Raw genomic sequence first — 13,575 nt, 5'->3', positions numbered from 1 at the left:
TGAGTGAACAATGCAGCCAGCAACGTCGCCGCGCCGGGTTGCCGCGTTGGCCAGGGCGTTCACCGCCAAGCGGGCCTTCATCCGGTCACTCATGGAGTAGCCGACGATCCGGCCGGAGAAGGCGTCCTTGATCGCGCAGAGGTAGAGCTTGCCCTCATCAGTCCAGTGCTCGGTGATGTCGGTCAGCCACAGCTCGTTGACGTCATCGGCAGTGAAGTCCCTCTGGACGAGGTCATCGTGGACAGGCGGTCCCGGACGTTTCCCGTTCTTGGCGCGCTTCTTCCCGAAAACGGACCACCACTGGTTGTCGTGGCAGATCCGCCACGCGGTCCGCTCGCACATGACCTCACCAGCCTCAGCGGCTTCGCCGGCGAGGAACCGGTACCCGAACTCCGGGTCGTCGCGGTGAGCGTCCAATAGCGCGTTGGCTCGATAGGCCTCGACCAGCTCGGCCTCGGTGACCTGCTGTTTCCGCCAGCGGTAGTAGGGCTGGCGAGAGAGCTTCAGGACCCGCAAGGACACCGCAACGGGGATCCCGTCGGCGGCGAGCTCGCTCACGAGCGGGTAGAGGATTTTCCCGGCAGATTCGCCTGGGACAGGTATGCAGCAGCACGACGCAGGACCTCGTTCTCCTGCTCCAGCAGCCGGTTCCGGCGGCGTAGCTCGCGTAGTTCCGTTGAGTCCTCACGGGTCTTCCCGGGGCGATTGCCGTCGTCGATGTCTGCTTGGCGGATCCATTTGTGGAGCGTCATCTCGTGGACGCCGAAGTCCTTCGCGATCTGCGCGATGGTGACGCCGTCCTCGCGGGACCGGGCGACTCGCACGACGTCCTCGCGGAACTCCTGGGGGTAGGGAGCGGGCATGGTGCACATCCTTCCAGGCCGCCCAGTGGGCAAGCCAGATCAGATGTCACCTAACGGTGCGGCAGTCCCCAAGGGAGAAGACACAGGAGGGCAGATGACCAGAGCCATCCAGAAGCGGACGCCACTGCCCACGCCGGTCAGGCTCGAGGACGCCCAGAACGTAGGCACTCTCCTCGCGGCCAGTCGCTCCGCCGAGACCAGACGCTCCTACGCCTCCGCGATGCGCACCTTCACGGCCTGGTGCCAGGAGCGCGGCTACCCAGGTCTGCCCACGGGCCCGGAGGTCGTCGCGTCCTACATCGCGCACCGGTCCACGTACGTCGCACACTCGACGATCTCCCGTGACGTCGCCGCGATCGCCGCCGCGCACCTGGACGGAGGCCTCGATGACCCCACCGCCCACCACGGAGTCCGCCAGGCACTCCGCTCCGCCGGCAGGACGCTCGGGACCGCACCCTCCCGTCGAGCATCACCTCTGACGACCACCCTGATGCGTCAGATCATCGACGCGATGGACGACCTTGAGACCGCGACCGGCAAGCGCGACCGCGCAATCCTCCTCCTCGGACTTGCCGCCGCCCAGCGCAGAAGCGAGATCGCGGCACTCACCACGAACGACATCGCCCGCCAGGATGCCGGCCTGCTGCTGCGCATACGCCGCTCCAAGACCGACCAGACCGGGAGAGGAGACCTCATCGGCATCCCCCTCGGCGCCCACCCCGAGACCTGCCCGGTGCTCGCACTCGAGGCGTGGCTCGAAGCCAGCGGCAGACGCCTCGGAGATGGAACCCCCGTGTTCTCCCGGATCTACAACCACTCCCGGATCGCCAACGCTGCATTGTCGGACCGCTCGATCGCCGGCATCATCCAGGCCCGCGCCGCAGCCGCCGGCACCAGCGGGAAGGACTACGCCCACACCGCAGGAGTCGCCCAGACCTGGGTCTCCGGGCACTCACTGCGTGCCGGACACGCGACATCCGCCGCAGAGGAGGGCGTCGACCCGATGGCGATCTCCCGCACCACCAGACACCGTCGACTGGACTCCCTCGCACGGTACGTGCGCCCCGCCAGCGCCTTCGAAGACTCAACAGCGGGCAAGATCGGCCTGTAGGTGCGCAGCCGTTCGAGCTGACAGAGGGAACGCAAGCCCCCGGATCTCTTCACGACTTGACGAGGCACCTTACCGCGTCAGAGGCCTCACTTAGCTTGATCTCGGCCTCGTCTCCTCCTTCGCGGGCGGCATCGAGTACGCAGTGGTGGAGGTGGTCGCCGAGTAGGCCCAGCGCAACGTTCTCCAGCGCGCTGTCCAGGGCAGAGATCTGGGTGAGGATGTCGATGCAGTAGACGTCTTCGTCGATCATTCGGGAGATCCCCCGCGCTTGACCTTCGATGCGCTTGAGACGATTGAGATAGCGGGGCTTGTCCTGGATATATCCGTGAGGCCCGCTGTGACAGGCATGGCCCTCCGCGGTTTTGGGGACTGTGTTCATGAGTGATTCCGCTCGGTGAGACTGGGTCCGCGGCGAGCGCGGACGGCGGCGACGGTCGCCTCCGGGCGAAGGTCGAGGCGTCGCAGGAGCTGGGCGTTCAGGGCGACCACGATGGTGGACAGGGACATCAGGATCGCTCCGACGGACATCGGCAGCACGAACCCGATGGGGGCGAGGATGCCCGCCGCGAGCGGCACGGAGATCAGGTTGTAGCCGGCAGCCCACCAGAGGTTCTGCTTCATCTTCCGGTAGGCGCCGCGGGAGAGCTCGATGACCGAGAGCACGGAGCGTGGATCGGAGCTGGCCAGCACGACCCCAGCGGAGGCGATCGCGACATCGGTGCCGGCACCGATGGCGATGCCGACATCGGCCTGAGCAAGGGCAGGGGCATCGTTGACGCCGTCGCCGACCATCGCGACCTTCATGCCCTCCTTCTGGAGCTGGGCGACCTTCGAGGACTTGTCCTCGGGCCGCACCCCGGCGAAGACACGGTCGATACCGAGCTCCTTGCCGACGCTGTTCGCCACCGCCTCGGCGTCACCGGTGATCATGACGACCTCAACCCCCAAGCTGTGCAGGGCATCGATGGCGTCGCGAGATTCGGGGCGCACCTCGTCGTGGAGCTTGAGGCCGCCGATCACCTCGCCGTCGCCGAGGACGTGGAGGATGATCGCGCCCTCCTGGCGCCAGGCCTCAGCCTCGTCGACTTCACTCACTCCGGTCTCCTCGAGCAGTCGGGGACCGCCCACGCGGATCTCGTGCCCGTCCACCTGGGCACTCACGCCCAGCGCAGGGGTGGAGCTGATGTCGGAGCCCGCAGGGATCTGCGCTCCTTCGGCCTGAGCCCTGGCGACGATGGCGCGGGCGAGCGGATGCTCGCTCTCCGCCTCGGCGGCAGCTGCCAGGGCCAGCACCTCGCTCTCGTCCGCACCGCGGGTGATGATCTCGGCGAGAACGGGCTCACCCTTGGTGAGAGTGCCGGTCTTGTCGAACAGGACGGCGTCGACCATGCGCATGGCCTCCAGGGCAAGGCGATCCTTGACCAGAACTCCGCCACGAGCAGCACGCTCGGTGGCGATCGAGACCACCAACGGAATCGCGAGCCCCAGAGCGTGGGGGCAGGCGATCACGAGCACCGTCACCGTGCGCACCACGGCGGCATCGGGCATGCCGAGCAGAGACCAGGTGATCGCGGTGATCACGGCAGCGCCGAGAGCGAACCAGAAAAGCCACGCCGCAGCGGTATCTGCGATGCGCTGCGCCCGGGACGAGGAGTTCTGCGCCTCGGTCACCAGGCGCTGAATGCCGGCGAGGGCGGTCTCGTCACCTGTGGCGGTGACCTCGATGCGGAGGCTCGAATCGGTGGCGACGGTTCCCGCCACGACGGAGTCACCGGTAGAGCGCGTCACGGGACGGGACTCGCCGGTGACCATGGACTCGTCCACGTCGGCGCGACCCTCGCGGATCGTACCGTCGGCCGGGACGCTCGCCCCCGGGCGCACCAGGACCAGGTCCCCGTGCTGCAATTCGGTCGGCGAGACCCTCACGAGCTCGTCGCCGTCGATGCGCTCTGCCATATCGGGCAGCAGCGCGGCCAGGGAGTCGAGTGCGGACGTGGTCTGGGCGAGGGAGCGCATCTCGACCCAGTGGCCGAGCAGCATGATCACGATCAGCAGGGCGAGCTCCCACCAGAATTCCAGCTGGTGGTCGAGAATCCCGAGGGTGGCTCCCCAGGAGGCGATGAACGCGACCGTGATCGCGAGCCCGATCAGCAGCATCATCCCGGGCTGACGGGAACGGATCTCGGAGACGGCGCCGGTGAGGAACGGACGGCCACCCCAGACGTACATGACGGTGCCGAAGAGCGGGGCGATCCATAGGGAACCGGGGAAGTCGGGAACGCTGTACCCGAGCAGCATCGCGAACATCGGTGAGAACAGGACGACCGGAATCGCGATGATCAAGTTGATCCAGAACAGCCGCCGGAACTGTGCGACGTGGTCGCCATGGCCTGCGTGCCCACCGTGCCCGGCGGCGTGGCCCTCGTGTCCCGAATGGTCTCCGTGAGTTCCGTGGTCGTGATGCGCGTCGGGAGCGTCGTGCTCAGCACTGCCGGAGTGGGCGTCCTGAGGCGTGGGGGAAGGATGAGCGTGCTGCATGCCGGGTCCTCCGTGGTCTCGACCGTGTGTCTGGTTGCCAGCGTTCATGCGTCCGACCATATACCCCTAGGGGGTATATGTCGAGGGGTCGGAATCCGCTGTGACCATCGGCGTGATCGAGGCGCGGAGGGGTGGCATGACATCCCTCTAGTCGGCGCCAGAATCCAAGCCGCTGACTCCGACCAGATGGCCCGCTCGCCTTTGATCGAGGCCCAGGAGGGCGACACCAATGTCGACCTACTTCGGCGCCGGGGGCCGGAACCCACGGCGTCAGGGCGCGTAGTCGATGCCGGTCATCATGCCGACCTCCTGGTGGTACGCGTTGTGGCAGTGCGCTGCCCACCGGCCCGGATTGTCCGCATCGAAGTCGAGAGCGAACGATTCGATGGGTGCCATCATCACCGTGTCCTTTCGGAGCCCCGATGGCAGGGCGATGGTATGCCCGTGGATGTGGAGGGGGTGACTCATCATCGTCTGGTTGGTCGCGATGATGCGCACCCGCTGCCCCTCACGGATGCTCAGTGGAGTGTTCTGCCCGTAGGGGGCGCCGTTGATGGCCCACTGGTACGGCTGCATCGAGCCTTGGAACGAGAGCCCGAGCTCGGTGTCAACTGCGCGGTCCTCGAGTCGCGCCGCCTCGGCCGGCTCCAGAGTAGATCCGATGAGGGCCTCCCCGTCGAGCTCTCGGACCCGGACGTCCGCAGCGGGCACTTCCCCGGCACCGGTCCTCAACACGGCGAGCCCCTGGCCGCCGCTGGTCTTCCCGACAGGACGCGCCACCAGAGGGAACATGCCGTCCTTCACGGTGACCACCACGTCGTACCGCTCGCCCATGCCGAGATAGAGCGCCTTGGCGGTGACCGGCTCGACGGCGAATCCGTCAGAGTGGGTGACAGAGAGATCGTGATCTCCGAGCGCGAGAGCGAAGATGGTGTCGGCGGAGGCGTTGATCAGGCGCAGGCGCACGCGCTGGCCGGGCTTCGCCTCGAAGATCTCCGGCGCTTCGGGGATCCGGCCGTTGAGGAGGAAGTGGGGGTAGGTCACGTCGCCGGCATCGCCCCAGGGCTCCTCGCCCATGGGCATGTCGCCGTGGTCCATGCCTCCGGATCCCCCGTCGGCGGGGTCGTCGCCCATTGGCATGTCGCCGTGGTCCATGCCGCCGGAATCCGAGGGGCTGGCACCGGTCAGCGCAGCCAGGACCTCATCGGGAGTCTGCCCGGTCCCATCGATCCAGTCATCGAGGGTCACGATCCATTCCGCGTCGTAGTCTCCGGGTTCGTCGGGGTCGTCGATGATCAGTGGGGCGTAAAGCCCGCGGTCGAGCTGCAGGCCGACGTGGGAGTGGAGGAAGTACGTGCCGGGATCGGGGGCGACGAATTCGTAGGTGTAGGAGGTGTTCGGCTCGACCGGATCTTGCGTCATCCCCGGCACCCCGTCGGCCGCATTGTGCAGTCGGATGCCGTGCCAGTGGATCGTGGAGGCCTCGGGCAGGCGGTTCTCGAGCGTGATCCGCAGCAGAGCGCCAGCTTTGGCGCGGATCAGCGGCCCGGGGAGGCTCTCGCCGTATGCCCAAGTAGAGACCGTCTTCCCTCCGAGGTCCACCGTCGTCGGCGCCGCGGCGAGGGCCTGGGTGACGACATTCTGACCGGCCTTCGGCGTCAGGGCTGGAGGCGGCGGGAATGCTCCGGCGTCGGTCGAGGTGGTGCGGTTACCGCATGCCGCGAGCGTCAGGGCTGCTGCGCCGAGACCTCCGGTGAACACGGTGCGGCGGGAAACGGTCTTCACAGGTGCAGTCCTTCTCGAGTGAGGGGGTGGTGTCATGGCCGAAAAGCCGTCAGGACCAGTTGTCGCTGTTGTTCGAACTCGTTGGCCGTGATTTCGCCTCGTGCGAGGCGCAGTGAGAGTTCTCCGATCGCCTCGTTCTCGTCCCGCGCGCGTCGGGGGCGCCCGGGCAGCACGGTGCATGCCAGCAGCAGTGCCGAGGCCCAGAGGAGAGCGAGCAGACCGGCGACTATCACCCACATCAGCCACGACATCGCATCGGTAGGCATCATCGAGCAGCTCCCTTAGTGGGTCGAGTTCGTACGCGGCACGGTCCACATCAGATTCCCCCGGGGCGGGCGAAGTTCTCGTCGAGAGTTCCTCAAGATCTGGTCCAGATAGTCCGTCTGCGCCTCCGTAGACACGCGATCTCCAGGGACGGGGACCAGACTGGAGCCATGAGGAGTGAAACGGATCGAGCAGCGGCGATGGTTCTCGTCGTCGAGGACGAAGCCGCGCTGTCGGATGTGGTCCAGGCGTATCTCGTGAAGGCCGGCTACGCGACTGCGAGCGCGCGGAGCGGTCCGGAGGCGGTGGAGGCAGCCCGCACTCTGTCACCGGACGTGATCGTCCTCGATCTCGGCCTGCCCGGGCTCGACGGTCTGGAGGTGATGCGCAGGATCCGCGCCTTCTCCGACTGCTACGTGCTGATCACGACGGCACGGTCAGAGGAGGTGGACCGCCTGGTGGGGCTGTCGGTGGGGGCGGATGACTACCTCACCAAGCCGTTCAGCGTGCGTGAGCTCGTCGCTCGGGTCCAGGCCGTATTGCGCAGGCCCCGCGCCGATTCCGGGACGGCGTCTTCGGACACAGTGCGCACTTTTGGAGAGCTCGAGATCGACACAGCTGCCCAGGAGGTGCGGCTCGCCAGCCGGCCACTTCCGCTGACCCCCACCGAGAGGGGACTCTTGATGACCCTGGCGCTCAGTCCTGGCCAGGCCTTCAGTCGCAGACAGCTGATGGAGGCCGTCTGGGGAGACAGCTGGCTCGGAGATGACCATCTCGTCGATGTGCACATCGCCAACCTCCGACGAAAACTCGACGAGACGGCTGAGTCTGCACGGTTCGTCACCACGGTGCGCGGTATCGGGTACCGGATGGGGAAGGGGTGAGCTCGTGACCGCACCGAATACATCTGTGCGAACGGTTCGCCCTAGCACCAGCTTGGCCTCGCGCCTGATGATCGGCCAGCTCATCGTGCTGCTCGCCGGCGCGCTCACCATCACGGTGCTGACGGTGATCATCGGGCCCGCCGTCTTCCACTACCACCTGCTCCAGACCGATCTCCCGGTGGGCAGCGACGAGCTCGTCCACATCGAACGCGCCTACCGTGACGCGCTCGCACTTGCCCTCGGGGTCGGACTGGTGGTCTCCCTCCTGGCCGCCGGCCTGGTCACCTGGAACCTGGCACGACGACTCCGCCAGACGCTTCACGGCCTCACCTCGGCTGTCGATGAACTGTCCCGCGGCCACTACTCCACGCGCGTGCCCTCCGTCGGAGCCGGGACCGAACTCGACTCCCTGGCCGCCACGCTCAACGACATGGCAGCGCGCCTGGACGCCGTCGAGGAGACCCGACGCCAACTGTTCTCCGACCTCGCCCATGAGCTGCGCACCCCCATCGCCACCCTCTCGGCACATCACGAGGCGATGGCCGATGGCGTCATCGAGCCGGAGGCAGCCATGCCCATCCTCGCCAGCCAGACCATGCGACTTTCGCGGCTGGCTGACGACATCAGTGAAGTGTCCCGGGCCGAGGAGGGCCAGCTCCCGGTACAGCTGCACCCCCTCGCCGTCGACGACCTGCTGGAGTCGATACTCCCGGCATGGGATGAACGGTTCGAGACAGCGGGCGTGGCACTACGACGAGAAACGGCCCTGCCCCACTCCGTGACGATCCACGCGGACCCGGACCGCCTCGCCCAAGTCCTCGGAAACCTGCTGAGCAACGCTCTACGGCACACTTCCCCCGGAGGCACCGTCACGGTCTCGGCAGCCACCCACGGCAGCACGGTGGAGATCACGGTAGCGGACGACGGCGAAGGCTTCACCAATGAGGACCGGTCAAGCCTGTTCGAACGGTTCTTCCGCGCCGACAGCTCCCGCACCCGTGACAACTCCGGCTCAGGCATCGGCCTGACGATCAGCCGCGCCCTCGTCGATGCGCACGGCGGGACCATGGCCGCAGCCAGTGAGGGGCCCGGACAGGGAGCCACCTTCACCATTCGGCTTCCTCGTGCGACCGCTGACCGCTGAGCCCGCCGCGCACGGCGGAACGCACCCCTCAGACGATCGTAGTGAAGTTGCCGATCCGCACCTGCAGGAGAGCCATCCACTGCTCCCACACGCCGGTGACCAGCAGGAGTCCGATGGCGATGAGCACGGAGCCACCGACGATCTGTAGCGTGCGGCGATGCCGGGACAGCATTTTGGAGATGCCGAGGGCGCGCCGGAACACGAGGGCGAAGAGGATGAACGGGATCCCGAGCCCGATCGCGTAGCCGAACGCGAGGAGTGCGCCGCGGCTCGCGGAGGCCTCCCCGAGGCTGAGCGCGGCGACCGCGGCGAACGTTGGGCCGATGCACGGAGTCCAGGAGAAGCCGAACGTGATCCCGAGCAGGGGTGCGCCGGCGAGTCCGGCATCGGGGCGCTTCCGGATCCGTTTCTCACCGGAGAGACGGGGGAAGATTCCCACGAACACCAGTCCCATGAGGATCACCAGCACCCCGGAGATCCGATTGATCGCGCTGGTGTACTGGACCATCAATGACCCGAGGGCGCCGACGAAGCCGCCGATGACCAGGAACACCGCAGTGAATCCAGCCACGAACAGCACCGCGCCGGCGACCAGGCGCCACGGACGCTCGCCCGGATCACTGTTGCTACGCGGCCCGGTGCCCGGTCCGGTGAGGCCGGTGATGTATCCCAGGTAGCCGGGGACCACCGGGAGCACGCACGGTGAGAGGAACGCGACCAGACCGGCAACTTTCGACAGGAGAAGGGCTGCGGCCAGGGGTCCGCTCAGCACGGTGGTGGCGAAGAGTTCATCCATCAGGCACCCTCCGCCAGCACGGCATCCAAAAGGCTCTCGAGAGTGCTCTGGTCGGCTGCGCCCGTGATCCGGGCGGCTACTCGTCCTTCAGCATTGAGGATCAATGTCGTGGGGACCGCGTTGGGTGAGACGCTGCCGTCCATCGACGTGATCACGACCCCATCGGGGTCCGGGATGGAGGGATAGGTGATGCCGAAGGTCTTCTCGAATGCGGCGGCCGGTCCGGCCTTGTCGCGGGTGTTGACGCCCACGAACTCCACGCCCTGTGAACCATATTCGGAGTGCACGGCCTTCAGTGCTGGTGCTTCGACCCGGCACGGCGGGCACGAGGCGTACCAGACGTTGATCACCAACGGTGCACCGCGCAGCGCCGTGGAGTCGAAGTCGTCACCGCCGTACGTCGTTCCCCGGATCTCCAGAGAAGCGGCGCGGCCCTCAGGGGGGATCTCCACGACGACCCCGTCACCGGAGACGTACCCGGCGTTCGCCTCGCTCGCGGCATCCGAAGAACTGCTGCACGCCGCAAGTAAGGGAGCAAGGACGAATAGACCGCCGCTCAGGAGTGTGGTCCGCCGACTCGGGCCGACCCGAGCCCCGCTCCTCATGAATGGGTCGGTGACGGGGCGTCGAAGTGCGGTGCGGAGGCTTCGTCCGATCACGTCAGTTGAAGACTGGTCAGACAGGTCAGATCATCCTCCGCCTGGGTCGAGATGGACGCGGACCCCGTGTAGCCCTCGAGAGTGCACGTGAGCTCCGCTGTGATCCCGCGCGGCAGCCAGAAACCGATGAACCCGTTGTCGTGAGTGGTGCGAGTGCCCTCCTCGAGGATCTCGCCCGAGCTGCTGTCGACCACGCTCACAGTGAGCTCGCGGCTGCGGAGCTCCCCGCGGCACGTCGTCAGACTGTGGAGGGCGCACTCGTGGGTGGTCTCCACGAACGGGGCCACCGACAGGTAGAACTGATCCTGCGGGAGGGGCAGCTCGGCCTCCCGCCCTGCATCGTCTTGGAGCTGAAGAGACGTCGCAGTGACGCTGGCGATCAGGTTCTGCGGTCGCTCGGCCACCGGGAGCGCTTCGAGCCGGTCGATGATCTCGTGCGCGTCGGCGTCGGCGAAGCCATGTTCCTGGAGCAGCTCCTGATCATCCGTGATGGATGGGGGCTCGGACCCGACGGTGCCGCAGCCGGCGACCACGAGCGGGAACAGGACGGCACCGATCGAGACCGATCGTCGGGGCACCCGCACAGTGCGACGACCGGGCCCATCCCCGGAGGAAGCGAATGCACCTCGAGGGCTCGACGGGGTGGTCATCACGCAGGCTCGATCTCGCTCTCGACGACCCACTTGTGGTTCGTCATCATCATCCCGTCGGCTTCGTAGTCGACCATGTACACAGTCTCTTCGGTGGCTCTGTCGATGGTGGCTTCAGCACCCTCCATACCCGCCATGTGATCAGCGGTGATGACCACCTCGGTGCCCTCCGCCAGCGGTGCCTCGCCCGGGTTTTCGAGCTCTTCGTGAACGACCCACTTGTGGTCAGTGACCGGCTCGCCGCCGTCGGTCGGGGTGAAGCTGACCGAATAGGTCGTGGTGTCGAAGGCACCGGAGATCGTCGCCGTCGCTCCCTCCATGCCCTCCATGTGGTCCGCCGTGAGCGTCACCTCTGTGCCGACCGGGAACTCAGGATCCTCCGCAGGCGCCATCCCCTCCGGTGCAGGGCCGCCATCCATCGGGTGCTCCATGCCCCCGTGGCCACCACCATCGGACGCCTCCGAGGCTTCGGACCCACCGGACGTCTGACCGTCGTCAGACCCGCTGTCGGCGCAGCCGGCAAACACAATCGCACCGGTGAAGACGACCGCCGCGAGACGGCCGAAAGAGCGACGAGAACGCATAATTACTCCTAGTCAGAGGACACTTTGCGCCAGCCTACGACCCTCAGATCAAGGTCTCCTCAAGGCCAGGTCTGGACTTCTTGTGCACAACGTTGACCAGGCGGCTTGCGGCACCTCAGAACGAACGGTCTAATCACTTCTGCCTCCCGCGACGCCCCGGCTATCGTCGTCAGGGCGGGCGGGCAGCCGCCGGTCCGTTCGGAACGAGAAGGAGCACGATCATGACTCATCACGTCGCATCAATGCTTCAGACCTACCCGAAGGACTTCGGCGATATCGACCGGGAGAAACTCGCCGTATGCATCGAGGCCTGCGTCGAGTGCGCCCAGACCTGCACCGCCTGCGCGGACGCCTGCTTGGCCGAGGACATGGTGGCGGAGTTGACCCAGTGCGTCCGACGGAACCAGGACTGCGCCGACGTCTGCGAGACGACCGGCCGGGTCCTGTCCCGTCAGACGGGCAACAACGTGGCCCTCAACCGAGAGTTGCTCGAGGCTTGTCAGGCGGCGTGCCAATCCTGCGCCGAGGAGTGCGAGGAGCATGCGGGCATGCACGAACACTGCAAGGTCTGCGCCGAGGCTTGCCGTCGCTGCGAGCAGGCCTGCGCCGAGCTGCTGGCCTCGATCGGCTGACGACGCTGCCTCTGTACACAGAGGGAGCCCCGACCGGTGGTCGAGGCTGCCTCTGCGCTGGCGTTGTGGCGTGCGGTCAGCGGAAGGTGACGAAGGTGGGGTTGCCCCAGATGGTCCGCTCGGTGACAGCGCCCGGGGTGCGTCCCGCGTCGATGACCGTGTCGCCACCGGCGTAGATCCCGAGGTGGCCAGGCCACACCACGAGGTCACCGGGCTGGGCCTCGGACTTCGAGATCGTCGTGCCGGCCGCCACCTGCTGAGACGAGGTACGGGGCAGGTCGATACCGGCCTGCTCGTACGCGTAAGAGCTCAGGCCCGAGCAGTCGAAACTGACGCCCGGCTTAGAGGTGCCCCACGAGTAGGAGGCACCGATCTGTGAGCGTGCGGCGTCGACGATTGCCTGCTTCGAGTTCGTCGCAGACTTCGCAGGAGCGGGAACAGAGGTCCCGCCGCCCGAGATGGAAGCGCCGCCACCGTTCAGCGCGCCGCGGGTTTCCGGACCCACGACCCCGTCGATCTTCTGGTCATGCGAGCCCTGGAAGTCCTTCACGGCCCCGTGGGTGAGCTTGCCGAACTTGCCGTCGACGGCTATCGAGGCACCATGGTCGTTCAGCGCCGACTGCAGCTGCTCGACAGCTGTTCCCTCGGAGCCCCACCGCAGCTTCTCGGATGCCACGGCGGACTTCACGTGTACCGGAGCCAGCGCTGCCGGAGCGGCAGCCTGCGCAGCAACGGCAGAGGCGGCGGGCGAGACAGCGGGGGCGGCCTGAGCCGGGCCCGCGGCGAAAGCGGATCCGAGGAGGACCGTGCCGAGGACAGCGGCACCGCCGGTGCCCCGCAACGCGCGGCCAGCGGTCCCGACAGGCGTGACTGCTCGGCCGAAGGCGCGGTGGGTGTTGTTATGGGCCATGGTTCTACTCCGTAGGTTTCCCTCCTCGAGACGGGAGGGAGTCGATGACTTCGTCAGTGCCGCAGCGACGGCAGAGCGACCAGTGAAGCGCCAGCTCATTTCGTGGGCAGTGAAACCAACGTACGGGCTGGTTCGGCGGTTCTACGGAGGCATGGGGTGCCCTGCTTGAAGATTTAACCGCGGCTTTGCGCACGCTCTCCTGATACCCCCGGAGGGTAGGCCGGGCCTTTACCTGTACGGTCGAAAGGATGACGCGAGAGATCGAACGCATTCTCAAGATTGTCTTAAGGCAGCGCTGCACTCATCAGCGGACCCGTGCTGCAAGACATGCGCGGACGCACCACGGCCCGGCACCCATTGAGGGGTGTCGGGCCGAGCAGTGGATAGAGCGGAGTCAGTTCGCCTTGGCGTAAGCCTCACGGACATCGGCGCGGATGCGACCGCGCTCCGAGACCTCGTAGCCGTTCGCGACCGCCCACTGGCGGATCTTCGCGGCGTCGCCGCCGGTGCTGGCACCGGTGCCGCGCTGCGCGCGACCACCAGTGCGCCGCGCCAGAACGGTCCACTTCTCCAGCTCGGAGCGCAGCTGGCGAGAGTTGTCTTCATTCAGATCAATCTCGTACGAGACGCCGTCCAGCCCAAACGTCACTGTGTTCGTGGCATCCGAACCATCGATATCGTCAACGAGCAGAACCTGGGTCTTGCGAGCCATTGTGACCTCCAGTGATTAGAGTGATTGCGCGGACAGTGTAGGC

The 13,575-nt window shown here is 66.8% G+C and carries 14 protein-coding genes and 1 pseudogene; 4 read left to right on the top strand and 11 right to left on the bottom strand.

The annotated features are described in order from the left end of the window. Window positions 1-863, bottom strand: a pseudogene (locus ACT3SQ_RS18030) (IS3 family transposase); the annotation flags it as partial. Between the two features lie 94 nt (window positions 864-957). Between ACT3SQ_RS18030 and ACT3SQ_RS18025 the strand changes: the two are divergent. Next, window positions 958-1,974: a tyrosine-type recombinase/integrase gene (locus tag ACT3SQ_RS18025; RefSeq protein WP_442332566.1), complete on the top strand. Its 1,017-nt coding sequence runs from the start codon at window positions 958-960 to the stop codon at window positions 1,972-1,974. A 49-nt stretch (window positions 1,975-2,023) separates the two neighbouring features. Here the strand turns inward: ACT3SQ_RS18025 and ACT3SQ_RS18020 are convergent, their stop codons facing one another. From ACT3SQ_RS18020 to ACT3SQ_RS18005, 4 genes are all read right to left on the bottom strand, one after another. Continuing rightward, window positions 2,024-2,353 (bottom strand): metal-sensitive transcriptional regulator, encoded by a 330-nt coding sequence (locus ACT3SQ_RS18020; protein WP_299303340.1) that lies wholly within the window; start codon window positions 2,351-2,353, stop codon window positions 2,024-2,026. Beyond that, window positions 2,350-4,512, bottom strand: coding sequence for a heavy metal translocating P-type ATPase (locus ACT3SQ_RS18015; RefSeq protein WP_444601537.1), 2,163 nt, complete (start codon window positions 4,510-4,512; stop codon window positions 2,350-2,352). Before ACT3SQ_RS18015 ends, ACT3SQ_RS18020 begins: the two co-directional genes overlap by 4 nt. Before the next feature lie 270 nt (window positions 4,513-4,782). Continuing rightward, entirely contained in the window at window positions 4,783-6,297 is a 1,515-nt protein-coding gene (locus ACT3SQ_RS18010; RefSeq protein WP_444601536.1) for a multicopper oxidase family protein, read from the bottom strand. Between the two features lie 32 nt (window positions 6,298-6,329). Continuing rightward, window positions 6,330-6,566 (bottom strand): SHOCT domain-containing protein, encoded by a 237-nt coding sequence (locus tag ACT3SQ_RS18005; RefSeq protein WP_442332563.1) that lies wholly within the window; start codon window positions 6,564-6,566, stop codon window positions 6,330-6,332. A 165-nt stretch (window positions 6,567-6,731) separates the two neighbouring features. Here ACT3SQ_RS18005 and ACT3SQ_RS18000 point away from each other — a divergent pair, with 165 nt between their 5' ends. Together ACT3SQ_RS18000 and ACT3SQ_RS17995 are read left to right on the top strand one after the other, a co-directional pair. Further along, the gene (locus ACT3SQ_RS18000; RefSeq protein WP_299303331.1) at window positions 6,732-7,445 is read left to right on the top strand and encodes a response regulator transcription factor; all 714 of its coding nucleotides are present in this window, start codon (window positions 6,732-6,734) and stop codon (window positions 7,443-7,445) included. Window positions 7,446-7,512: 67 nt separating this feature from the next. After that, on the top strand, window positions 7,513-8,589 hold the full coding sequence (locus ACT3SQ_RS17995) for a sensor histidine kinase (protein WP_442332562.1): 1,077 nt from the start codon (window positions 7,513-7,515) through the stop codon (window positions 8,587-8,589). Window positions 8,590-8,617: 28 nt separating this feature from the next. Here ACT3SQ_RS17995 and ACT3SQ_RS17990 read toward each other — a convergent pair whose 3' ends face one another. The 4 genes from ACT3SQ_RS17990 to ACT3SQ_RS17975 all read right to left on the bottom strand — a co-directional run bounded on the left by ACT3SQ_RS17990 (window position 8,618) and on the right by ACT3SQ_RS17975 (window position 11,278). Next, complete coding sequence (locus ACT3SQ_RS17990) at window positions 8,618-9,385, bottom strand: cytochrome c biogenesis CcdA family protein (RefSeq protein ID WP_442332561.1); 768 nt, start codon at window positions 9,383-9,385, stop codon at window positions 8,618-8,620. Then, window positions 9,385-9,837, bottom strand: coding sequence for a TlpA family protein disulfide reductase (locus tag ACT3SQ_RS17985; RefSeq protein WP_442332560.1), 453 nt, complete (start codon window positions 9,835-9,837; stop codon window positions 9,385-9,387). The genes ACT3SQ_RS17990 and ACT3SQ_RS17985 overlap by 1 nt, the downstream gene beginning before the upstream one ends. 203 nt (window positions 9,838-10,040) lie before the next feature. Next, window positions 10,041-10,622, bottom strand: coding sequence for a CueP family metal-binding protein (locus ACT3SQ_RS17980; protein ID WP_442332559.1), 582 nt, complete (start codon window positions 10,620-10,622; stop codon window positions 10,041-10,043). A gap of 71 nt (window positions 10,623-10,693) precedes the next feature. Next, window positions 10,694-11,278, bottom strand: a complete 585-nt coding sequence (locus ACT3SQ_RS17975) for a YdhK family protein (protein ID WP_442332558.1) — start codon at window positions 11,276-11,278, stop codon at window positions 10,694-10,696. Window positions 11,279-11,499: 221 nt separating this feature from the next. On the opposite strand from ACT3SQ_RS17975, the gene ACT3SQ_RS17970 reads away from it, so the two are divergent. Beyond that, window positions 11,500-11,910, top strand: coding sequence for a four-helix bundle copper-binding protein (locus tag ACT3SQ_RS17970; RefSeq protein WP_442332557.1), 411 nt, complete (start codon window positions 11,500-11,502; stop codon window positions 11,908-11,910). Window positions 11,911-11,986: 76 nt separating this feature from the next. Here ACT3SQ_RS17970 and ACT3SQ_RS17965 read toward each other — a convergent pair whose 3' ends face one another. Both ACT3SQ_RS17965 and ACT3SQ_RS17960 read right to left on the bottom strand, forming a co-directional pair. Continuing rightward, window positions 11,987-12,820: a C40 family peptidase gene (locus ACT3SQ_RS17965; RefSeq protein ID WP_442332556.1), complete on the bottom strand. Its 834-nt coding sequence runs from the start codon at window positions 12,818-12,820 to the stop codon at window positions 11,987-11,989. Between the two features lie 394 nt (window positions 12,821-13,214). Next, window positions 13,215-13,532, bottom strand: a complete 318-nt coding sequence (locus ACT3SQ_RS17960; protein WP_442332555.1) for a histone-like nucleoid-structuring protein Lsr2 — start codon at window positions 13,530-13,532, stop codon at window positions 13,215-13,217. Window positions 13,533-13,575: the final 43 nt, after the last annotated feature.

Source organism: Brachybacterium sp. AOP42-C2-15 (assembly GCF_052377065.1).
Taxonomy (GTDB): Bacteria; Actinomycetota; Actinomycetes; order Actinomycetales; family Dermabacteraceae; genus Brachybacterium.
This window is presented reverse-complemented; position numbering and strand designations above follow the sequence as displayed.

Bases quoted from the DNA above. Each gene is read 5' to 3' on its own strand.
- ACT3SQ_RS18025 (WP_442332566.1), top strand. From the start codon at position 958: ATGACCAGAGCCATCCAGAAGCGGACGCCACTGCCCACGCCGGTCAGG.
- ACT3SQ_RS18020 (WP_299303340.1), bottom strand. From the start codon at position 2,353: ATGAACACAGTCCCCAAAACCGCGGAGGGCCATGCCTGTCACAGCGGG.
- ACT3SQ_RS18015 (WP_444601537.1), bottom strand. From the start codon at position 4,512: ATGCAGCACGCTCATCCTTCCCCCACGCCTCAGGACGCCCACTCCGGC.
- ACT3SQ_RS18005 (WP_442332563.1), bottom strand. From the start codon at position 6,566: ATGATGCCTACCGATGCGATGTCGTGGCTGATGTGGGTGATAGTCGCC.
- ACT3SQ_RS18000 (WP_299303331.1), top strand. From the start codon at position 6,732: ATGAGGAGTGAAACGGATCGAGCAGCGGCGATGGTTCTCGTCGTCGAG.
- ACT3SQ_RS17995 (WP_442332562.1), top strand. From the start codon at position 7,513: ATGATCGGCCAGCTCATCGTGCTGCTCGCCGGCGCGCTCACCATCACG.
- ACT3SQ_RS17990 (WP_442332561.1), bottom strand. From the start codon at position 9,385: ATGGATGAACTCTTCGCCACCACCGTGCTGAGCGGACCCCTGGCCGCA.
- ACT3SQ_RS17975 (WP_442332558.1), bottom strand. From the start codon at position 11,278: ATGCGTTCTCGTCGCTCTTTCGGCCGTCTCGCGGCGGTCGTCTTCACC.
- ACT3SQ_RS17970 (WP_442332557.1), top strand. From the start codon at position 11,500: ATGACTCATCACGTCGCATCAATGCTTCAGACCTACCCGAAGGACTTC.
- ACT3SQ_RS17965 (WP_442332556.1), bottom strand. From the start codon at position 12,820: ATGGCCCATAACAACACCCACCGCGCCTTCGGCCGAGCAGTCACGCCT.
- ACT3SQ_RS17960 (WP_442332555.1), bottom strand. From the start codon at position 13,532: ATGGCTCGCAAGACCCAGGTTCTGCTCGTTGACGATATCGATGGTTCG.